Source organism: Zhihengliuella salsuginis (assembly GCF_014651715.1).
Classification (GTDB): Bacteria; Actinomycetota; Actinomycetes; order Actinomycetales; family Micrococcaceae; genus Zhihengliuella; species Zhihengliuella salsuginis.
Genome location: NZ_BMXK01000015.1, coordinates 21335 through 42660 on the forward strand (window position 1 = coordinate 21335; position 21326 = coordinate 42660).

Below are 21326 nucleotides of genomic sequence, written 5' to 3' on the forward strand. Positions count from 1 at the left end.
GAGCGGCTGTCAGCGGTAGTCGGCCTCGGCCGGGTCCCCGCCGATGCGCCCCTCGGCGCCCTTGTCGAGCGCGTCGATCGCGGCGACGTCGTCCGCGTCAAGGGTGACGCCGAGCGACTCCCAGTTCTGGACGATCCGCTCCGGGGTGACGGACTTGGGGATCACGACGTTGCCCGTGGCCAGGTGCCACGCGATGACCACCTGGGCCGGCGACGCGCCGTGCTTGTCTGCGATCTCGGCCAGCACCGGCTCCGCGAGGAGCTCGGAGTTGTTGCCGAGCGGCGACCAGGACTCGTGCAGGATGCCCTTCTCCTGGTGGTAGGCGCGCAGCTCGGCCTGCGGGAAGTACGGGTGGGTCTCGACCTGGTGGATGGCCGGGACGACGCCGGTGGCCTCCTCGATCTCGCGCAGCGCCTCGAGGGTGAAGTTGGAGACGCCGATCGACTTCGCGCGCCCGGACTTCTGCAGCTCCACGAGGGCCTTCCAGGTCTCCACGTACTTGCCGGCCTTGGGGGTCATCCAGTGGATCAGGTACAGGTCCACGTACTCGAGGCCCAGGCGCTCGAGCGACTCGTCGAACGCGGCGAGGGTCTCCTGGTAGCCCTGGTCCCCGTTCCACAGCTTGGTGGTGATGAACAGTTCCTCGCGCGGCAGGCCGGACGCGGCAATCGCGCGGCCCACGCCCTTCTCGTTGCCGTAGATCATCGCGGTGTCGATGTGACGGTAGCCCGCCTCGAAGGCCAGGCCCACGACCTTCTCCGCGACGTCGTCCTCGACCTGCCAGACTCCGTAGCCGAGCTGGGGGATGGTGCTGCCGTCGTTGAACTTCAGAAATGGGGACTCGTAAGTAGTCATGGAGACATCCTGCCACCGCGGTCCCCCGCCGCGACAGACCTGATCGCCAGCCGCGTAGTCTTCCCCCGCAGAGGAATAAATCCGGCCGCAACCGAGTTTGAGTCGATTCTTAACTAAGTCGGAGGACGGCTTCCTCGGCGTGCCGCACCCCGGCGGCCACGGTCTCCGCCCGACGGGCCACGTTCTCGAGCACGTGCAGGTCGTTCCCGGTCGTCCCGGCCCCGAGGGGCTCGACTTCGAGCCGCGCCATCGCGGCCGCCTGCGCGGCCATGGCCAGGTCGTTCGCGGCCTTCGAGAGCGCGCGGTGCACCACGTCGGCCCCGGCCGGGATGTCCGTGCCGGTGCTCGGCTTGAGCTCCTGCGCGCGCCTGCACACGGCCCGCACCGGCTGCTGCAGATCGGCCAGGCCGTTCGCGATCTCCACGAGCCCGTTGTAGAGCTCGTCGCCCTCGATGCCCTCGAGGACCTGGTGGAAGCGGTCGAGACCGCGCTCGAACCGGTCGTGGGCGCGCCGCCACACACCCAGCCCGAGCTCCTTGTTGTCGCGGCGGGCCCCGCGCAACCCAGCGAAGAATCCCATCCCTACATCTTGCCACGGTGCGGCCGCGGCACCGGGCCGCCGATGCCGCGTGCAGACAGGGCCGGCGTCAATCGACGACCAGGAGGACCTTGCCGTGGTGCTCCCCGGTATCGAAGTACTCGTGTGCCTCGCGGGCCTCGCTCAGACCGAAGACCCGGTCCGTGGTCACGGCCAGATGCTTGTGGGTGATCATCGGCCAGACGTGCTCGCGCACCTCCTGCATGATGCGGGCCTTCTCCTCGGCGGGGCGGGCGCGCAGGGTCGTGGCGATGACCTTGCCCCGCTTGGCGGCGAGCTTGGCCAGATCGAGTTCGGCCCGCGCCCCGCCGCTGAATCCGATCACCACGAGGCGTCCGCCGGTGCTGAGCGCGTCGACGTTGCGCTCCAGGTACTTGGCCCCGACGACGTCGAGGATGACGTCGGCACCGGGCGCCTCCGCCTCCCGGGTGGCCTCGCGGACCCGCGCGACGAAGTCCTCGTCGTGGTAGTTGATCACGACGTCGGCGCCGAGCTCGCGCGCGTACTCGAGCTTCTGCGGCGTGCTGCCCGTGACGGCCACGTCGACCCCGTAGGCGGTCATGATCTGGATCGCGGCCGAGCCGATGCCGCCGGATCCGCCGTGCACGAGCAGCCGCTCCCCCGGCACGATCCCCGCCTCCATGACGAGGTTGGACCAGACGGTGGCCGCGACCTCGGGCAGGCCGGCCGCGTCGACGAGCGAGACCCCGGCCGGGACCGGGACGGTCTGCGCCGCCGGGGCGACCACGTATTCGGCATACCCGCCGCTGGCGAGCAGGGCGCACACGTGGGCGCCGTCGTCGTACCCCTGGCCGATCTGGACGCCCGGGCCGCGCTCGACGACGGTCCCGGAGACCTCGAGGCCGGGGACGTCGCTCTCGCCGGGCGGCGGCGGGTAGACGCCGCGGCGCTGCGCGACGTCGGCACGGTTGAGCCCGGCGGCGGCGACCTTGATCAAGACCTCTCCGGGACCGGGCTGCGGCACGGGGCGCTCGGACAGGCTCACGACCTCGGGTCCGCCGGACCCGTTGTACTCGACCACTCTCATCTGCTTGCTCATCCAGCCTCCTCGGTACCGCGGGTGACGCCTACGCGAAGAGCTGCGCCACGCGAGTCAGTGTCTGCCATATGCCGAACAATAGCGGAACCCCCACCAGGAGCCACCCGAAAACGACCCGCCCCGTCGCGAGGTCCGTCGCCGGGCGATCGGCGTCGGCGGCGGTCTTCGCGCCGGGACCGTCGAGCTGGGCGCCCGCGGCCGGCACCGGCTCGGCAGTCCCGCGCGCGGCCGGGTCGACCGGCTCGTGGAAGCGCTCGCGCACGGGCCGGATCAGCAGATTCGCGACGAAACCTGCCGCGAGCAGGCCCACCATGGTCAGCAGGACGGGCCGGTAGTCCTCCGCCATCATCGTCCCCGGCTCGCCCTGGGCGTCGAGGAAGCCGTTGACGATGGCCGGGCCGGCGATGCCCGCGGCGGACCACGCCGTCAGGAGACGGCCGTGGATGGCGCCGACCTGGTAGGTGCCGAACATGTCCTTCAGATAGGCGGGTGCCGTGGCGAATCCGCCGCCGTAGAAGGAGATGATGACGAACGCGACGAAGATGTAGAGCAGCCGGCTCGTGTCGCCCGCGACGGCGAGCACCGTGTACAGCACGGCGCCCACGCCGAGGTAGACGAGATAGATCGGCTTCCGGCCGATCTTGTCCGACGTCGACGACCAGGCGAAGCGGCCGAGCATGTTGCCGATCGACAGCAGGCCCACGAAGCCGCCGGCGACGGCCGCCGACACCGCGGACGCGCCGTCACCAGCGCGGAAGAAGTCCTGGATCATCGGTGCCGCCTGCTCGAGGATGCCGATGCCGGCCGTCACGTTGAGGAAGAGCACCGCCCAGATGAGCCAGAACTGCGGAGTGCGGATGGCGTTCGAGGCGGAGACGTTCGCGGTGGTCACGAGCGCGGACTTCTTGGCCTGGCCCGGGTGCCAGCCGCGCGGCCGCCATCCCTCGGCCGGAACCCGGATCGTCAGCGAGCCGTAGAGCATGAAGAGGAGGTAGACGACGCCGAGGGTCACGAAGAGCTGGCCGACGGCGTCTCCGGACGGCACCCAGCCCTCGGTGCCGGAGGCCGGGTCGTACATCCGCATGAGCATGGTGGAGAGCGGGGACGCGACCAGGGCGCCGCCGCCGAAGCCCATGATCGCCATGCCGGTGGCCATGCCCGGGCGGTCCGGGAACCACTTCATGAGGGTCGAGACCGGCGAGATGTATCCGATTCCGAGGCCGATGCCGCCGAGGACGCCGTACCCGACGTAGACGAGCCAGAGCTGGCTGGTGAAAATGCCGGCCGAGCCCACGAAGAAGCCCGACGCCCACAGGCAGGCGGCGACGAACATGGCCTTGCGCGGCCCGGACCGCTCGACCCACGTGCCCATCACGGCGGCGGAGAGCCCCAGCATCACGATCGCGATCGAGAAGATGACGCCGATCTCCGTCAGGCTCGCCCCGAAGTGCTCCACCAGCGCGGTCTTGTAGACGCTGGTGGCGTAGGCCTGCCCGATGCAGAGGTGGACGGCGAGCGCGGCCGGCGGGATGAGCCAGCGGTTGAAGTTCTGGGGTGCGACTGAATGGGACCGGTCCAACCAGCTCATCTGACCTCCTCGTTGCACGGCCGCTGGAGGAACCAGCCGCCGGACGGCCGGTCGCCGCTCCGGCGTCCGTTCGAATCGATGTGGCGCCGTGTCGGCGGTCACGTCTCGCATTCTGCCTTGTCATGGGCCGCACCGGAAAGACCACCGCGCGTCACCGGCCGCCCGCTTTGGCGCGGATCGCGGTGACCCCGTAAAGTTGGGGAGTCTGGATGGTTGTCCGAGCGGCCTAAGGAGCCGGTCTTGAAAACCGGTGTGCGGTAACCCCGTACCAAGGGTTCAAATCCCTTACCATCCGCGTGGACAATGGCCGCTGCCTCCCCCGAGTTTCGGACGAGGCAGCGGCCATTGTGTTGTCCTGAACCGAGGTTCTCGGCACGATCGGCGGGCCGGGAGGCCGCTAGTCGAGGCCGGGGACATCCGATCGCGTCGCCCGGCCGACTGTTGCGGCGCCTTCGACGCTGACGACCACTTCCTCGAGTTCGGGCGTCTCCTGTCCACCGTGCAGCATGAAGTCCGTCGCCAGCCACGTCAGGTCCTCCCCGGACCACTCGCCCGAGGCGACCACGACGCCGAGGACCCCCGGTTCCGGCGTGCCCCAGGATTTGATCTCGCGGTGCCGAGTGCCCTCCATGAACGCATCGAAGCTGTGCGCGCCCTGCCCGCCGAGGAACAGGTTGATCCTCGCATCGGCCCACGCCTGGCCGGGGTCGGCCGGCTCGCCGGGGCCGGAGGCCTCCGGCGTCGGGGCGTCAACCGCGGGTGATCGCGAGGTGCCGGCCGCAGGCGTCGCCGCAGGGCCGACTGCGGACGTTGCCGGCGCCGTCGGCATGATGTCGGCGTCGCCGGAGCCGCACCCGGCGATGGACAGTGCGACGGACGCGGCCAGCGCGGTGGACGTGAGCCTGATGGTGGTTCCCCTCATGGCCGCCATGCTACGTGCTCTTCGTGCCGGCGTTTTCCGCCCGGTCCTCACTCCGGTACGACGACGGTCCGCGCCGACGGCGCCACGGTCTCCGGTGCGCTCGAGGCGAAGACGACGACGCCCGGGTAGGTGCGCACCAGCGCCCGCAGGGCGCCGCGTCCGGCCTCGTCGAGGTCGGCGTCGAGGCGGTTGAGCAGGAGCACGGGCGGGGTCCCGAGGATGGCGCGCGCCAGGTGCACCTGCGCCCGCTGGGACGCGCTCAACGGCGACCCGCCGTGTTTGAGGAGGGTGGACCACCCCTGCGGCAGGTCCCGCTCCCACGCGCCGACGTCGGCGCCGGCCGACTCGAGTGCGCAGAGGGCCTCCTCGTCACTGGATCCCGGGACGCGGTAGCGCACGGAGCGCAGCAGGCTCCCCCGCTCGAGGGCCATGGATGCGCCGGCGGCACCCACCAGGGCGCGGCGCCGGCGGGAGGGGAGCCGGCCGACGTCGCTCCCGCCGAGCAGGCTCGCCGCCCGGTGCGGCGAGAGGCCGGCCAGCCCGGTGAAGAGCTCGTCGATGCGCGCGGGCGGGCCGACCAGGCGGACCGCCTCCCCGGGGTCGGCGATCAGGAGCGGCTCCGCGACCGAGCCGCCGGCTCCCCGTCGCGCGTACTCGAGCCTCTCCGGGCTCCCGGACGGCTCCGCGCCGACCGGAACGCCGTCGGAGGCGGCACCACCGCCCGGCGCCTCGTTGAGGACCGGGCCGATGATGCGGCGGGCGGCCCGGTAGTTCTGCCGGTACTCGACGACGCGCCCCAGCTCGGTGCACTGGGCCCCGATGACGCCGGCCAGCATCAGCGCGCTCGCGGCCATCGCGGACTCGACCTGGCCGAGCGCTGCCACCACCCCGACGCCGAGGGAGGCCGCGAGGGGCGCCGCCATCGACGCCGCGCGCAGCCCGCCGGTGACCTCGGCCCGGGCGACGGCGGCGTCCACGACCAGCCGCCCGTCCCGGTCCACACGCCTCATCTCGCGGCCCGTGCCGCCCGAGAACCGGATCGAATCGCGGGCGTGCACGGTGTCGGCGACGCGCGCGGCCAGGCGTCCGCGCCGGCGTCGTACCTCTCGGGCGCGCCGGAAGGACGGCCCGGCCAGGAGCGCCAGCACGCCGGCCAGGAGCAGCATCGGAGCGCCGACGGCGGCGCCCAGCCAGACGCTCTCCAGACTCAGCCAGGCGATCGAGACGACGATCAACGGCAGGCCCGCCACCAGCGGGGCGATCCCCTGGCCCACCCAGTTGCGGACCGCGGTCAGGTCGTTGGTGCTGCGCGCGATCGTCACGCCCGCACTGCGCTGCCGCTCCGAGTCGAGGGTCGACCGCAGCAGCCGCACCCGCAGCTCGTGGATGTAGTCCTGGCCCAGCCGCTCCGCCACGAGCCGCTCGGCGTAGACGCACGTCGCAACGACGACGACCGCGGCGGCGGCCGCCACCACCGCGCCCTGGACGGCGGTTTCGGATCCGGCCGCGGCGATCAGCCGCCCGGCGAGCGCGGCGCCCATGACGGAGACGACCGCGCGGGACACCGCGAGCGCGATCAGCGCCGCCAGGTGCCAGCGCCGCGCACCGGTCAGCAGGGGCGGCAGGGACTCGCGGTCCGGTCCCTGCGGTTCGGCGCCGGGCGCGGCCGCCTTCACCGGCCGCACTCGGCCAGCAGGCCGCTGGCGGTCTCGTCCGCGCACAGGTCGAAGGTGCCGATGATCCGCTCCGGCACCTCGCCGGCGGCCTCGGCCGCGGCCAGGGGCGACGCCGTCACGACGCCGGAGATGGCGGCGACGTCGACACCCGACTCGCGCAGGATCCTGCTGCCGGCGAGCGCGCCGAGCGCGTCCTGGGCAGCGAACAGGGTGGAGCCGACGAGCCGGTGGAACAGCGGGTCGCGCAGGAGCCGGGCCGTCTCCCCCTGGAAGATGCCGTCGGCGATCTCGAGGACGATCGCGTCCGGTCCGTCGCCGGCCAGGACGGAGACCGTGCTGCTCAGCAGCCGGCACACCTCGGCGTAGTCGGTCTGGAAGGTCGTCGGGTACCCGAAGTCGGTGAAGTCGATGACGCGGGCGGCCCCGGCATCCCGGAAGAGGTTCACGTCGTTGCCGGCCCCCGTGCCGGTCACCTTGCCGGCGGAGACGGTCAGCCCGGCATTGGTGAGGCCGTTGACGAGGCAGGCGGCCGTGGTCGACTTGCCCGAGTTCATGGACGAACCGAGGACGGCGAAGACCGGCGGGGCGCCGACGACCTCCGTGCCTGCGGGGACGAGCTGCAGAGGCGCCCGGTCGCGCAGGGTGACCACGCCGTCGCCGTCGCAGAGCAGGCCGATGGGTTCGATGCGCGTGGCCTCGTCGACCCTGGCGTGCGCCTCGCGGACGCTGGAGGCGAGCCCGCCGCCGGCGACGAGGTCGCAGGGCTCCAGAGACGACGGCACGTGGGCGAGGAACTGGTCCGGGGCGTACCGGTGGCCGTAGGCGACGAGGATCTCCTGGCCGGGGAACAGCAGTGCCTTGCGCGAGACCGGGCTCTCCAACCGCTTGTGCTGGCCGATCTCGAGGACGCGGGCGAGGACGACGTCGCCCGCCCGCGGCACGACGCCGCCTCCGGAGCGCAGGCGGTAGCCGAACGGCTGCTGCGCGGCCTGCCCGGCGACGAAGCGGGTGGTGTAGGCGGCCCGGGCGGCGACCAGGCGCTCGGCGGCCAGATCCTGCTCGTGTATGCCGGGTTCGAGCGCGGCAGAGACTCCCCCGGCCGGGTTCTCGGTGGCGGCGGCCGGGTATCGGGTGTCGATGACGGTCATGGTGTACTCCTCTGATGATCGGTCCGCGACCGGGTGTCCCGTCGCCAAACCATCTACTCAAGTCCAGATGAAGGGCAGATGAGGAGCGGCCTAGGAAAGATGAGAAGCATGAGAATTCGGTGAGACGGCGGCGCCGACGGGATTCGACATGCTGCGTCAACCGTGACGCCATGCACAGTTCATGAGAATCTGGTGAAGTATCAAGCGTTTGCTAAATGCTTTCCCATCAGAGGAACAACAGTGCGTACAACTCATCTCTCCCGCCCATCCGCCGCCGTCGCCGCAGCCGTGCTCGCAGCGGCGCTGGTCGCCCCGGCCGCCTCGGCGGCACCGGCCGCATCGGCCGCCGACGGCTCCGGCGTCGTCATCAACGAGGCCTACCTCTCCGGCGGCAGCGCCAACGCCGCCTACACCACCAAATTCGTCGAGCTCTACAATCCGACGGACGCGGCGGTCAGCCTCGACGGCTGGAGCCTCCAGTACCGCTCCGCCACCGGCGACGCCGAGTCCCACGGCCTGGCGCCCCTGACGGGGACCGTCGAGCCGGGCGGGCACTTCCTGATCTCCGGCGGATCGAACGGCGGCAACGGGGCTGAGCTGCCCGCCGCCGACCTCGAGGTCGGCGGCAGCTTCAACCCCTCCGGCACGCGGGGCACGGTCATCCTCGCCGAGACCGACACCCGGCTCTCGCTGCCGACCGGATCGATCACGGGCGTCGAGAACGTCGCCGACCTCCTCGGCTACGGCTCCTCCAACACCTTCGAGACGGCGCCCGCGACCGCCCCGTCCGGCAACTCGGATCCGCGCTCGCTCAACCGCGCCGACGGCGTCGACACGGACGACAACTCCGCCGACTTCACGTTGAGCAGCTCCGTCACGCCGACGTCCTCGACCGGCGCCGGCGGGGAGCCCGGCGGAGGGGACGACGGTTCCGAGGAGCCCGGCGAGCCCGCGGTCGCCGTCGACATCGCCGAGATCCAGGGCGACGGCGGGCGCACTCCCCTGTACGGCGAGGCGGTCTCTACGCGCGGCGTCGTCACGGCCGCCTTCCCCACGGGCGGGCTCGACGGCTTCTTCATCCAGACGCCGGGCACCGGCGGCGACATGGAGGCGACCGCCAGCCACGGCGTGTTCGTCTACGCCCCGTCCCTGGTCTCCGAGGTCGCCGTCGACGACCACGTCGAGGTCACCGGCACCGCGACCGAGTACTACGACCTCACCCAGATCGACGCGTCGAGCGGCAGCGTCGGGGTGCTCGACGAGCCGGCCGAGGCGGTCAAGCCCCTCACCGGCCCGTGGCCGGAGACGGACGCCGAGCGCGAGCCGTTCGAATCGATGCTGTGGCAGCCCGAGGGCGACTGGACCGTGGCTGACAACTACTCGCTGAACCAGTACGGCGAGATCGGCCTGTCCTTCGGCACGAGCAGCCTCGTCGAGGGCGAGGCCCTGCTGCCGCAGCCGACCGACGTCGCCCCCGCCGGCTCCGAGCTGGCCGCAGCCGTCGAGGCGGAGAACGCGCAGCGCTCGATCACCCTCGACGACGGCGCGTCGGCCGACTACCTGCGCAACGACGCGGCCAAGGACTCGCCGCTGCCCTACCTCGACGCGTCCACGGAGATCCGCGTGGGCGCCGAGGTGACGTTCACGTCCCCGGTGGTGCTGCACTACGGGTTCGACACGTGGCGCTTCCAGCCCCGGGAACAGGTGACGGGCGCGGACCACCCGGCCGTGCCGGCGTCGTTCTCCGAGACCCGCACCGAGGCGCCCGCCGAGGTCGGCGGGGACGTGACGCTCGCCTCCTTCAACGTCCTGAACTACTTCCCCACCACGGGCGCGGAGTTCGTGGAGCAGCTCGGCGGCACGTGCTCCTGGTACACCGACCGCGAGGGCGATCCGGTGGGCACCAACCGCTGCAACCCGGACGGGCCCCGCGGCGCCGCCGACGCCGAGAACTTCGAACGGCAGGAGGCCAAGATCGTCGCGGCGGTCAACGCGCTCGACGCCGACGTCGTCTCCCTCGAGGAGATCGAGAACTCGGCCGCGTTCGGCAAGGACCGCGACGTCGCGTTGGCGACCCTGACGGACGCCCTGAACGAGGACCTGGGCGCCGACGCGTGGGCGTTCGTCCCGTCGCCGGCCGACGTGCCGGCCGACGAGGACGTGATCCGCACCGCCTTCATCTACAAGAAGGCCGCGGTCAAGCCGATCGACGAATCGGTGATCCTGACCGGCTCCGACGCGTTCTCCAACGCCCGCGAACCGCTGGCCCAGGCCTTCCAGACGAAGCACGGGAATTCCAAGTCGCGCTTCCTGGCCATCGTGAACCACTTCAAGTCCAAGGGCTCGAACCCGAACGACGGCTCCGGCAACGCCGACTCCGGCGACGGGCAGGGCGCCTGGAACGAGGCCCGCGTCGCGCAGGCCGAGGCACTTGTGGCCTTCGCCGACGAGCTGAAGCAGGACCGGAACACGGAGAAGGTCTTCCTCACCGGCGACTTCAACTCCTACACGCAGGAGGACCCGATGCAGGTGTTCCACGACGCCGGATACACCAACCTCGGCGCCGCAACGGACCACACCTACCTGTACGGCGGGCTGGTCGGCTCCCTCGACCACATCCTCGCCTCCGAGGGCGCGGCCGGCCACGTGACGGGATCGACGGTTTGGGACATCAACGCCGACGAGCCGGTGGCCCTCGAGTACAGCCGTTTCAACTACAACCTCACCGACCTCTACACGGCCGACGCCTACCGCGCCTCGGACCACGACCCGGCGCTGGTCGGACTCGCGCTGCCGAAGAAGTAGTTCAGCGCGCGAGACGCAGCAGCTCGACCGCCACGGCGTCCGCATCCGCGAGGGTGCGGGCGCCGTCGTCGTAGGATCCGCCGGCCTCGGCCGCGATCGCAGTGCCCCACTGCACGCCCGAGAGCTGCAGGCCGAGCACGAAGATCGACCGGTGCGCGATGCCGCCGGAGTCCACCAGGCGGTAGGGGGTGCCGACGACGTCGAACCCCGGGCCCGGCACCGTCTCGCCGTCCTCGGTGGGGATCGCGTTCGGGCGGGCCAGGCCGTCCGACTGCAGCTGCTTCAGCAGCGGCGACGCGGCCTGCGCGACGCGGTTGGCCGGCATCATCGCCTCGAGCATGTGGTGGGCGGTCACGGGCGCGGCATCGACCCAGCGCGACGAGGCCGTGAACACGCCCGAGTACTCGCCCTCGTCGTCGAGCGTGAACACCGGGTCCGGCCCGAGGAACGTCACGACGCCGGCGCGCGCCAGGGCCGCCAGCTCCTCGATGCGCCGCGCCGGCGGACCGCTCGCGGTGCCCTCGACGAGCGGCTCGAACCACTTCTGCACCTCGTCGGTGCGGGAGACGTCGTCGATCAGCGACTCGGCAACGAGGCGCTTGGTCAGCAGTCGCCCGGCGTGCAGGGCGCCGATCGCCATCTTCAGCGGGTCGTCCTCGCCCGCGCTCGACCCCGCCGCGTCGGCCTCGAGGTATTCGATCACCGCCGCCTGGTAGGCGTCCGCGCTGGGGAACCCGCGCTTGGCGAACGGCGCGCCGAGGCCGGGCACGTCCAGCCAGCCGATGTCCGGCGCCATGGCCCCCACCAGATCGGCCACCTGCGAGCGCCAGACCTCCTGGCCGTGCACGGGCGTCCCCTGCACGTTCTGCTCGGGGTGGATCTGCGCGTCCAGCAGGTCGTCCATCCGGGCCAGGAACTCGTCCGCGTCGCGGAACTTCTCCGGGGCCACCCGGGCCGCGACCCGGTAGTAGGTGCGCAGCACGTCGCGGTGCAGCAGCGGCCAGATGTGGGCGTCGAACCCGACCTTGCCGCGCGGTTCACCCGGGGCGCCGGCAGCGGCGAGGGCGTGCACCCGCTCGAACGTGAGGTACACGAGCTCCACGCTCGGCGGCACGAACGCCGGCACATCGGCCTTCGCCCGGTACGGCGCCCCGCGGCGAGAGGCTGCGAAGATCCTCGGCTCGCGGCTGCTGCCCCGGTACTCGAGCGCGCGGCCGGGCCCCGCGCCGGTGGGCACGAAGTCGCCGCCGCGGGCGGTGGTCAGCTGCGCCAGCGCGTCGAAGAAGTTCAGCCCCAGCCCGCGGACCAGCAGGGGCTCGCCGCCCGGGAACATCTCCCAGTCGACGTCGGAGGGCACGTTCGGCCCCTGGTAGCTGAGCCCGAGCTCCTCCGCGCGGCGGCCGGCGGCGGCCTGACGCGGGTTCAGCTCCGCGGGCACGTGCCCCACGGCGAGGACGACGGCGTCGCTCGCCACGGCCTCGGGAACCTCCGCCGGGATCCCGGCGGCACCCGGCCGCCGGTCGCGCAGCCCGGCCGTCGGGGCGATCCGCCCGCGGGAGGTGCGGACGGCGTCGTCGTGGGCGGCGAGCTCGATCCGGTAGTCGGTGCTGCGGCGTTCCAGGGCCACTGCGGTTGCGCGCAGGTGCTCGACGGATTCGACGTTCGGGTGGGCGCGCAGCCGCGCGACGACGGCGTCGTACACGTGCTCCAGGTAGCGCCCGTAGAGGGCCCGCGAGGGGTAGTCGCCGGGCCCGAGCGCGGACAGCTCCTGCTGCTCGACGGGCGCGAGGACGGCGCCGTCCCCGCCGAGACCGCGCCACTGGTCGAACGTGAGCCCGGGCCCGTCGGCGCTCCGGGGCGGCGCGACCGTCGGGTACACCGCCGGGGTGTTCATCAGGAACAGCCTCGACTGGGCGCTCGACCAGACGTGCCCGGAGCCCGGCCGGTACGGCTCGACGATCTGGATCGCGAGGCGGCCGGGGGCGCTGGCGGCGGACCCCTCGGCCCGCGGCTCGCCGTCGTGCGGGTACGCATCGTCGTCGCGCCGGTCCGCCTCGAGCCTGGCCAGCAGCCGCTCCAGCACGGACGTGCCGCGCGGCCCCGCACCGATGACCGTGACGACGTACCTCTCGCGCGACAATGGGTCTCCTCCCTGCCCGGGCGCGGGCAACCTTCGCGGCGTGAAATCGCTCGGCCGCCGGCCCGGATGGACACGGCGGCACCCCTTCAGCCTAGCGCGCCGGCGGAACCCTAGACTGAGCGGCATGAGCGAGACGACGACGCAGAGCCCCGACCCGTACACGTGGCTCGAGGACATCCATTCGACCGACGCGCTCGACTGGGTGCGCGCACGGAACCGCGACACCGAGGCCTGGCTGCACACGCCGGCCTTCGACCGGCTGGAGGCCTCCCTGCTCGAGGCCCTCGACGCCGAGGACCGGATCCCGGGCGTCGTCAAGCGCGGCGGTTTCTACTACAACTTCTGGCGCGACGCCGAGAACCCCAAGGGCCTCTGGCGGCGCACCACCTGGGAGTCGTACCTGCGCGACGAGCCCGACTGGGAGGTCCTGCTCGACGTCGACGCCCTGGCCGCCGACGAGGGCACCGACTGGATGTACGCGGGGGTCGCGATGCTGCGGCCCGCGCCCGGCCAGCCGTACCGGCGCGCCCTCGTCAACCTGTCCCCCGACGGCGGCGACGCGGTGCGGGTGAGGGAGTACGACGTCGTCGACCGCGCCTTCGTGGACCCGGCCGACGGCGGGTTCGACCTCCCCGTGGCGAAGACCCGGCTGTCGTGGGCGGGGCCCGACACGGTCTACCTCGCCACCGACTTCGGACCGGGAGCCGACGGTGGGCCGACCGTCACGAAGTCGTCGTACGCCCGGACGGTGCGCCGCCTCGAGCGGGGCGTCGACCCCGCGGACGCCCCCGAGGTCTTCGCCGTCGACGCCGAGCACGTGATGGCCGTCGTCAGCCACGACTCCACCCCCGGGTTCGAGCGCACCTTCGCGTTCGACATGATCGACTTCCACAACGCCCGCGCCCACGTCGAGGTCGACGGCGAGTGGCGCCTGATCGACGTGCCCACCGACGTCGACGTCGACGTGCACCGGCAGTGGGTGCTCTTCAGCCCGCGCACCGACTGGGACGCGGGCGGGGTGCCCGTCCCGGCCGGGTCCCTGGCCGTCGCCGAACTCGACGCGTTCCTCGCCGGAGACACCGACGTGCACGTGGTCTTCACCCCGGATGCGCGCACGTCCCTGTCCTCCTACTCGTTCACCCGGGACTTCGTGGTGCTCACCGTGCTCCGCGACGTCGTCTCCGCCGTCCTCGTCGCCTCCCCCGCGACCAGCTGGGAACTGACCGAACTCGACCCGGGCGGGACGCTCGAGACCGTCGCGGTGGCGGCGGTCGACGACGAGGACGAGTCGGCGGGGAACGACCTCTGGCTCACGCGCACCGGCTTCACGACTCCGACGACGCTCATGCGCGGCACACTGGAGCCGGGCGACCCGGCCCCGTCCCTCACCGGCCTCGCGCCCGTCAAGCGCGCCGTCGGACGGTTCGACGCGGCCGGCCTGGTGGTCGAGCAGCACTTCGCCACGAGCGACGACGGCACGGCCGTCCCCTACTTCCAGGTCGGCCCCGCGGATCTGGTGTGCGATGGCGCCAACCCGACCCTCATGAACGGGTACGGGGGCTTCCAGATCAGCCTGACGCCGTCGTACTCCGCGGCCGTGGGGCGCGCGTGGCTGACCCGCAGCAACGACGACGGACGCACCGGCGTGTACGTGGTGGCGAACATCCGCGGCGGCGGCGAGTACGGACCGGCCTGGCACCGGGCGGCGCTGAAGCAGAACCGCCACCGCGCCTACGAGGACTTCGCCGCGATCGCGCGCGACCTCGTGGCCCGCGGCGTCACGCGACCGGAGCACCTGGCCGCGTCGGGCGGGAGCAACGGCGGGCTGCTGATGGGCAACATGATGACGGGGTTCCCGGACCTGTTCGGGGCGATCTCCTGCGGTGTCCCGCTGCTGGACATGCGGCGTTACACGCAGCTCTCGGCCGGGCACTCGTGGATCGCGGAGTACGGGGACCCGGACGTGCCCGAGGAGTGGGAGTACGTGCGGACCTTCTCGCCGCTGCACCGGCTCGACGAGATGGACGACGACGCGGTGTTCCCGGCCTCCCTGATCTGGACGGCCACGAGCGACGACCGGGTCGGCCCCGTCCAGGCGCGGAAGATGTACGCCAAGATGGCCGACCGCGGCGCCGCGAACGTCTGGTACCACGAGGACCTCGAGGGCGGCCACGCCGGCGCCACCGACAACCGGCAGACGGCCCGGAAACTGGCCACCAGCTACGAGTTCCTGTGGCGCCACGTCGCCGGCTGATCCGCCGCGCGCCGCAGGCCGCCCGCCGCGGCGGCCCCCCGTTTTGATCGGGCCGGGCGGATTCGCTAGTCTTGTCTAGCTGGCTTTGCCAGTGGTCTGGACACGTGCCGGAGCGGCCGAACGGACTTCACTGCTAATGAAGGGTCGGGGTTAAACTCGACCGGGGGTTCAAATCCCCCCGTGTCCGCCAAAAACCCCCTCGTCAGAGGGGGTTTTTTGTTTTGCCCCGGGCCGCCGGCGGGTCAGCGGGAGTGGACCGGTTCGCCGGCGAACCAGGTCTGCGCCGCGGAGAAGTGCGGCAGTCGGTCGATGTCGACCTCGTAGGGACTCTCGTCGAGCACGACGAAGTCGGCCGACAGTCCCGGGGTGAGCGTGCCGGTGACGTCGTCGAGCCCCATCGCGCGAACGCACGACGTCGTGTAGGCGGCGATCGCCTGCGACAGCTCGATGCCCTGCTCCGGCCAGAGCGTTCCGGGGAAGCGGCCCGTCGGGTCCTGCCGGGTGACGAGGCCGTAGACCGCCTCCCAGGGGTTGGGGCTCTCGGCCACCGGCCAGTCCGATCCGCCCGCCAGGACCGCTCCCGCTGCGAGCAGGTCCCGGTTGGGCTGCATCCGGGTCGCACGCTCGTGCGGCAGCACCGTCGCGATGGCCTCGGCGATGACGCCCGGGAACCAGAGCGCGGGCGAGATGTCCGCGTCGACGCCGAGCTCGGCGAACCGGCCGATGTCGTCCGGGTGGACGAACTGCCCGTGGGCGACGTGGTAGCGCGGCCCGTCGAAGCCGCGCCCGCGAACCTTCTCAACCGTGTCGAGGACGAGCCGGACGGAGGCGTCTCCCGTGCAGTGGATCTTGGCCGAGATTCCGCGCTCGGCCGTCGACAGCAGCCACCTCTCGAGCTCCTCCGGGCCCATGGTGGTCTGCCCCCGGTGGTCGCATCCGTGCGCCTCGTCCGGCAGGTAGGGCTCGAGGAAGGCGCCGCTGCGCGTCGGCGGGACTCCGTCGAGGAAGATCTTGATGAAGTCGGGCCGGTGGTGCGAGGACCGGTACCCGTCTCGCCGTTCGATGATCCCCTCCCCGAGCGGCTCGGCGCCGAAGATGAAATCGTTCGCCAGCATCGAGGTCACGACCCAGGCCTTCAACCGCCCCCGCTCGTCCAGGTGTTTGAGACCCTGCAGCAGCTGGAGCGACGCGGCGGCGTCCTGGAACGCGGTGACGCCATAGGAATGGAGGATCTCGATGCCGCGCTCCGAGGCGCGCGCGGTTCGCTCGACGGAGTCGTCCCCGGTGGCGGAGCGCGCCGCTTCGACGGCGAGCCCACCGGCCTCGATGAGGACTCCGGTCGCGCGGCCGGCGCCGTCGCGGAGGATCTGCCCTCCGTCCGGGTCGGGGGTCGCGTCCGTGATCCCGGCGGCCGCGAGCGCGGCAGTGCTGACCCACCGGTTGTGCTTGCTGTCATCGCGCAACATCGCGGGGCGGCCGCCCGTGGCTTCGTCCAGCCGCGCGAGCGCCTCGGGGTTGTCGATGGCCTCCAGCAGACCGCTTCCCCAGTCGCCGCCGACGACCCACTCCTCGGGACCGAGGCCCGCACTGTGGGCGGCGACCCGGTTCAGGAACTCATCGAGTGTCGCCGCGGGACTGATGCGGAGCTCGAAGAGGTCGGCCTCTCCGGCCAGCAGGTGGTGCGTGTGGACGTCGGCGAAGCCGGGCATGACATACCGGTTCTCCAGGTCCACGACCCGGGTGCCGGGGCCGCGGAGGCCCTCCAGGTCGTCGCCGACCGCGACGACGCGGGTACCGCTGATCGCCAGTTGCGCACCGGGCGGGCCGCCCGTACCGTCCGGGTCGATGCGAGCGTTGGTGATGAGCACATCGGCTGGGCCGTTCATGCGTGGTCCTCCCCGGGTCTGCGGACGCCGCTTCCCGCGGCTGGGGACCATATTATGAGGTGCATCACCTCCGGGGATTGCCGTACGGCGCACGAGAATTGCCTCTAGGCGCCCGCGCGCGTCAGGGGTTCCGCAAGAGCGGTGCGGGCCTTCGGCCCGACTGGCTCAACGCCCGTCGTTGAAGGAGGAGAGCACTTGGCGGATGGCCGCTTCCGACAGCCCGGTGAAGTCGGCGACGATCCGGCCGGCTTCCTCGAGGCGCCCCTCGGCGAGGTGCTGCAGGAAGGCGGACCGCTGTTCCCCGGGAAGGTGGGCCGAGTTGAACGAGATGCGGCCGTCCGGCCCCTCCCCTTCGAACCCGAAGTCAGAGAAGCCGTCCTCGATGGTCCCGTTGGACGCGTCCGGGGCCGCCTCGAGGAGCGGCTGGATCTTCTCGCGTGTGAGGCCGGAGTAGGAGGCCAGCAGGTCGGCCGCGCCGGAGAAGTTCGCATCCCGCATGAGCGACTGGAACTGGTCCGCTTCCGCCGGGGGGAGGTCGGCGGTGCTGAATTCATGGGCCTCGCCGTCGACCTGCTCCGTGATCTTGTAGGTGGCCACAGTCCGACCGGCGTCGCCGCCGAATTTCTCGGTCCAGTCGTCGGGGACCACGAAGTTGTCGGGCAGCTCACCGGCCCCGTCGCCGTCCGGCCCCTGGCCGCCGGCCGCCGGATCGTCCGCGCCGGCCTCGGGTTCCGGCGCCGGTGCAGCGGCCTCGGGTGCCGAGGGTGAGGAGACCGCGGGACGTGCACCGCTGTCGCCGGCGACCTGGGGGTGCGTCTCGAGGCTGCGCACGGCGACGATGCACTCCTTGACGCTGCGGGTGCCCGTGGCGTTCCGGTACTCCTGGACAGCGCCCAGGAAGTTCCCGGCGGCCAGATTCCGGTACACCGACCGGTGCTGTTCGGGCGTCAGCCGTTCCGCGGCGGCGCGGGCCGACTCGGGCGAGACGGCAGAGGCCACCTGCCTGGCGTTGCGCTTCCGGAGGCTGGAAACCCACCAGAAGCCGAGCGTCAGGACCAGGATCGGTACGAGTACCCAGAGCAGCGTTTCGAGCATGGTGACAAGTCTAGTCCTTGACCCTGAGAGTCGGTTTCCCCGCTACGCGTTCAGCGCAAGAACGAAGGGCAGCACCCCGTCCGCGCCGGCCCGGCGCAGGGTGCGCGCTGCCTCGGTGATCGTCCAGCGGCTGTCCGCGAGATCGTCGACGAGCAGGATCGGGCCGGGGGCCGCCTGGACGTTGGACGCCATCTCGGCGGGCACTGAGAACTGCTCCCACACGTCCGCGAGGCGGAAGGCGCTGCTGCCGCCCGGCCCGTTCCGAGGCCCGTCGTGCGCATACGCCAGCTCCCCGCCGTAGGGCAGTCTTCCGACGCTCGCGAGGCCCTGCGCGAGCGAGCGCACCAGCTCGGGCCGTCGCCGCGAGGGGAGGTTGACGACGGCGACGGGCCGCTCGCCCCACCCCCACTGGGCCAGCACCTGCACGCATGCGGCGAGCATGTCGTCGGGCACGGGGCCGTCGGCGCCCTGCCCCTCGAAGATCTCCCGCAGTCGCGATCCCCAGCCGAGGTCCGTCAGGCGGGCGAGGGCCCGGCCGGACCCCATCTGCTCTTCCGGCTTGATTCTGCCCTTGACGGGCACGGACAGCCGATCCATTCCGGAGGGCCACATGGCACGCGGTTCGAGCTCGACGCCGACGCGCCCGAGCGCCGACTGGGCACCCTGCTGGGCCGTCTCGTCGATGCCCGTCGGGTACCAGGCCCCCGCGCAGTTGTCGCAGCGTCCGCACGGGGCGGCGGCCGGGTCGTCGAGCGCGCGGGAGAGGAACTCCATGCGGCACCCCTCCGTGTGCTCGTAGTCGAGCATCGCGTTCTGCTCCGCGACACGGGCGGCGGCCACCCGCTGATAGCGTTCCGCGTCGTAGACCCAGGGCCTGCCGGTCGAGGCCCAACCGCCCTGGACCCGTTCGACGACCCCGTCCACGGCGAGCACCTTGAGCAGCAGCTCCAGGGGACTCCGGCGGAGATTGACGCTGGCTTCGAGCTGGGGCGCCGACATGGTGCCGTTCTGTCCGAGCGCCGCCAGAACGGCCTCGGCGCGCTCCTGGTCCGGCATGGACGAGGTCGCGAAGTACTGCCAGATGGCACGGTCCTCCGGCCCGGGCAGCAGCAGGACGTCGGCGTTGTCGGTGCCGCGGCCGGCACGGCCGACCTGCTGGTAGTAGGCGACCGGTGAGCTCGGTGCGCCGACGTGGACGACGAAGCCCAGATCCGGCTTGTCGAATCCCATCCCCAGTGCGCTGGTCGCGATCAGCGCCTTGACCTTGTTGTCCTTGAGGTCCTGCTCCGCCTCGGCCCGCTCCTGTGCGTCGGTGCGGCCCGTGTACGAGCGGACGACGTGGCCGGCATCGCGCAGTGCGCGGGCGATATCCTCTGCTGCGGAGACCGTCAGGCTGTAGACGATGCCGCTGCCCGGGAGCGCATCGAGGTTGGAGAGCAGCCAGGCCAGCTGCGCTTTGGGCCCGGAGAGCCGGAGTACGCCCAGGCGCAGCGACTTTCGCGCGAGCGGCCCGCGCAGGGAGAAGACCTCCGCCGTGCCCGCGGCCAGCTGCTCCTCGACGTCGTGCACGACGCGCTCGTTGGCCGTCGCCGTCGTGGCGAGCACCGGCACGGAGTCCGACAGCTCGCGGATCAGGTCCTTGATGCGCCGGTAGTCGGGCCGGAAGTCGTGGCCCCAGTCGGAGATGCAGTGCGCCTCGTCGATCACGAGCAGACCCATCCGCCGGACGAGATCGGGCAGCTGCTCGGCACGGAACCGCGGATTGTTCAGGCGCTCCGGCGACACGAGCAGAACATCGATCTCGTCGGCCTCGAGGCGGCCGCGGATCTCGCCCCATTCGACCGCGTTCGCAGAGTTGATGGCCGCAGCGCGCACCCCGGCCCGCTCCGCGGCCGCGACCTGATCGCGCATCAAAGCGAGCAGCGGGCTGACGATCAGCGTCGGGCCGGAGCCCCGCGCACGCAACAGGAGGCTCGCGACGAAGTAGACGGCCGATTTGCCCCAGCCCGTCCGCTGGACGACGAGGGCGCGCCGCCCTCCCTCGACGAGGGCCTGGATCGCCTCGAACTGCCCCTCGTGGAACTCCGCGTCCGGCCTTCCCACCAGGCGCCGGAGCACCTCCGTCGCATCGCGTCGCAGATCGGTTGCGGCCTGTGTCGTCGTGTTCTCCACCATGCCCGCCAGTATGTCAGGCGACCCGCGTGCCATGCTGAGCATCGGCGGCATCTGTGGAGAACCCACCACTTCCCGACGGACACGAAGTGCACTATCATCCATAGTAAGCGTGCAGGAGCGATCCGCGCGCCGACCGAGCGGGCATATCGAGCATCCGGAGAATGAGGGATGATGGGGATCGAAAATTGGGCCATCTCGGCGATCATGCTGCTGCTGATCGCCGTGGCAGCGGGAGTTCTGTACTACACGGCGAAGCAGTCGCGACGCGCGCCCGACCAGGAGCACGGCGGCGGGACCATCTGGGATTCCAGCGAGGGCGAACCGGCCGGGTCGGACCTCTTCTGAGCACCGGACAGCCGGATTGAGACTCGTTTATTCAATGAAAGAAGCGTTAAACCTGACGGGTGCACGGCAGAGACCGGCCCTCGCGTGGACCGTCCCCGCTGCGCGGCCTTCTGCCGGTAGGCTCTAAGGCGTGAAAACCAACGTAGATTTGCAGGACGCCTTCAAGGCGTATGACGTTCGCGGCCTCGTCGGCACTTCGCTGACCGCCGAATCGGCCGAGGCCGTCGGTGCCGCGTTCGTGGACGTGCTGGGCCTCTCCGGACAGACCGTGCTGGTGGGTCGGGACATGCGGCCGTCGTCGCCGGAGTTCGCGGCGGCGTTCGCCCGCGGCGCGGCGGGTCGCGGCGGCCGGGTCCAGCTGCTCGGTCTGATCTCGACGGACGAGCTGTACTTCGCCTGCGGTGTCCGCGAGGCGGCGGGCGTGGTGTTCACCGCGAGCCACAACCCGGCGCAGTACAACGGCATGAAGATGGCCAAGGCCGGCGCCGTCCCGATCTCCGCCGACACGGGGCTGTTCGAGATCCGCGACGCCGCGGTGCGCTACCTGGACTCCGGCCTGCCCGACGGCGTCGCCGGCGGTTCGGTCGACGAGGTCGACGTCCTGGCCGACTATGCCGCGTACCTGCGGTCGCTGGTGGACCTGTCGGGGATCCGCCCGCTGAAGGTCGTCGTGGATGCCGGCAACGGGATGGGCGGCCTCACGACGCCGGCGGTCCTCGGCGACGTGCTGCTGCCCGGGCTCCCGCTCGAGATCGTGCCGATGTACTTCGAGCTCGACG

Annotated in this window: 15 protein-coding genes and 2 tRNA genes; 6 read left to right on the forward strand and 11 right to left on the reverse strand. The window is 71.7% G+C overall.

The features are described 5' to 3' along the window. Positions 1-9 precede the first annotated feature (9 nt). The 4 genes from IE069_RS14475 to IE069_RS14490 all read right to left on the reverse strand — a co-directional run bounded on the left by IE069_RS14475 (position 10) and on the right by IE069_RS14490 (position 4101). Entirely contained in the window at positions 10-855 is an 846-nt protein-coding gene (locus IE069_RS14475) for an aldo/keto reductase (protein WP_189351375.1), read from the reverse strand. Positions 856-964: 109 nt separating this feature from the next. After that, positions 965-1435, reverse strand: a complete 471-nt coding sequence (locus tag IE069_RS14480) for a hypothetical protein (protein ID WP_189351377.1) — start codon at positions 1433-1435, stop codon at positions 965-967. A 67-nt stretch (positions 1436-1502) separates the two neighbouring features. Further along, the gene (locus IE069_RS14485; protein ID WP_189351397.1) at positions 1503-2501 is read right to left on the reverse strand and encodes an NAD(P)H-quinone oxidoreductase; all 999 of its coding nucleotides are present in this window, start codon (positions 2499-2501) and stop codon (positions 1503-1505) included. A 40-nt stretch (positions 2502-2541) separates the two neighbouring features. Beyond that, complete coding sequence (locus tag IE069_RS14490; RefSeq protein ID WP_189351380.1) at positions 2542-4101, reverse strand: OFA family MFS transporter; 1560 nt, start codon at positions 4099-4101, stop codon at positions 2542-2544. Positions 4102-4308: 207 nt separating this feature from the next. Between IE069_RS14490 and IE069_RS14495 the strand changes: the two genes are divergently transcribed. After that, positions 4309-4396: transfer RNA gene (locus IE069_RS14495), tRNA-Ser, on the forward strand. Between the two features lie 102 nt (positions 4397-4498). On the opposite strand, the gene IE069_RS14500 is transcribed toward IE069_RS14495, so the two are convergent. The 3 genes from IE069_RS14500 to IE069_RS14510 are packed head-to-tail and all read right to left on the reverse strand — an operon-like array spanning position 4499 to position 7847. Next, positions 4499-5023, reverse strand: coding sequence for a hypothetical protein (locus IE069_RS14500; protein WP_189351382.1), 525 nt, complete (start codon positions 5021-5023; stop codon positions 4499-4501). A 47-nt stretch (positions 5024-5070) separates the two neighbouring features. Next, a complete protein-coding gene (locus IE069_RS14505) occupies positions 5071-6708 on the reverse strand; it encodes an ABC transporter ATP-binding protein (protein WP_189351383.1) in 1638 nt (545 codons plus the stop codon). After that, the gene (locus tag IE069_RS14510) at positions 6696-7847 is read right to left on the reverse strand and encodes a P-loop NTPase family protein (RefSeq protein ID WP_229791183.1); all 1152 of its coding nucleotides are present in this window, start codon (positions 7845-7847) and stop codon (positions 6696-6698) included. The genes IE069_RS14505 and IE069_RS14510 overlap by 13 nt, the downstream gene beginning before the upstream one ends. A gap of 240 nt (positions 7848-8087) precedes the next feature. Here IE069_RS14510 and IE069_RS14515 point away from each other — a divergent pair, with 240 nt between their 5' ends. Next, on the forward strand, positions 8088-10652 hold the full coding sequence (locus IE069_RS14515) for an ExeM/NucH family extracellular endonuclease (protein WP_229791184.1): 2565 nt from the start codon (positions 8088-8090) through the stop codon (positions 10650-10652). 1 nt (position 10653) lies between these two features. Here the strand turns inward: IE069_RS14515 and IE069_RS14520 are convergent, their stop codons facing one another. Next, positions 10654-12792, reverse strand: coding sequence for an FAD/NAD(P)-binding protein (locus tag IE069_RS14520; protein ID WP_229791185.1), 2139 nt, complete (start codon positions 12790-12792; stop codon positions 10654-10656). Positions 12793-12916: 124 nt separating this feature from the next. On the opposite strand from IE069_RS14520, the gene IE069_RS14525 reads away from it, so the two are divergent. Together IE069_RS14525 and IE069_RS14530 are read left to right on the forward strand one after the other, a co-directional pair. Further along, complete coding sequence (locus tag IE069_RS14525; RefSeq protein WP_189351388.1) at positions 12917-15046, forward strand: prolyl oligopeptidase family serine peptidase; 2130 nt, start codon at positions 12917-12919, stop codon at positions 15044-15046. A 98-nt stretch (positions 15047-15144) separates the two neighbouring features. Further along, positions 15145-15236 (forward strand) — tRNA-Ser (locus IE069_RS14530). Between the two features lie 52 nt (positions 15237-15288). Here the strand turns inward: IE069_RS14530 and IE069_RS14535 are convergent. The 3 genes from IE069_RS14535 to IE069_RS14545 form a co-directional block, all read right to left on the reverse strand. Next, the gene (locus IE069_RS14535) at positions 15289-16932 is read right to left on the reverse strand and encodes an amidohydrolase (RefSeq protein ID WP_189351389.1); all 1644 of its coding nucleotides are present in this window, start codon (positions 16930-16932) and stop codon (positions 15289-15291) included. A 165-nt stretch (positions 16933-17097) separates the two neighbouring features. Continuing rightward, on the reverse strand, positions 17098-18027 hold the full coding sequence (locus IE069_RS14540; RefSeq protein ID WP_189351391.1) for a cytochrome c-type biogenesis protein: 930 nt from the start codon (positions 18025-18027) through the stop codon (positions 17098-17100). A 42-nt stretch (positions 18028-18069) separates the two neighbouring features. Further along, positions 18070-20202: a RecQ family ATP-dependent DNA helicase gene (locus IE069_RS14545; RefSeq protein WP_189351393.1), complete on the reverse strand. Its 2133-nt coding sequence runs from the start codon at positions 20200-20202 to the stop codon at positions 18070-18072. Positions 20203-20373: 171 nt separating this feature from the next. Here IE069_RS14545 and IE069_RS14550 point away from each other — a divergent pair, with 171 nt between their 5' ends. Then, positions 20374-20547: a hypothetical protein gene (locus IE069_RS14550; RefSeq protein ID WP_189351395.1), complete on the forward strand. Its 174-nt coding sequence runs from the start codon at positions 20374-20376 to the stop codon at positions 20545-20547. A gap of 130 nt (positions 20548-20677) precedes the next feature. After that, positions 20678-21326, forward strand: a 649-nt coding sequence (locus IE069_RS14555) for a phosphohexomutase domain-containing protein (protein ID WP_506016869.1), incomplete at its 3' end; no start/stop codon positions are given.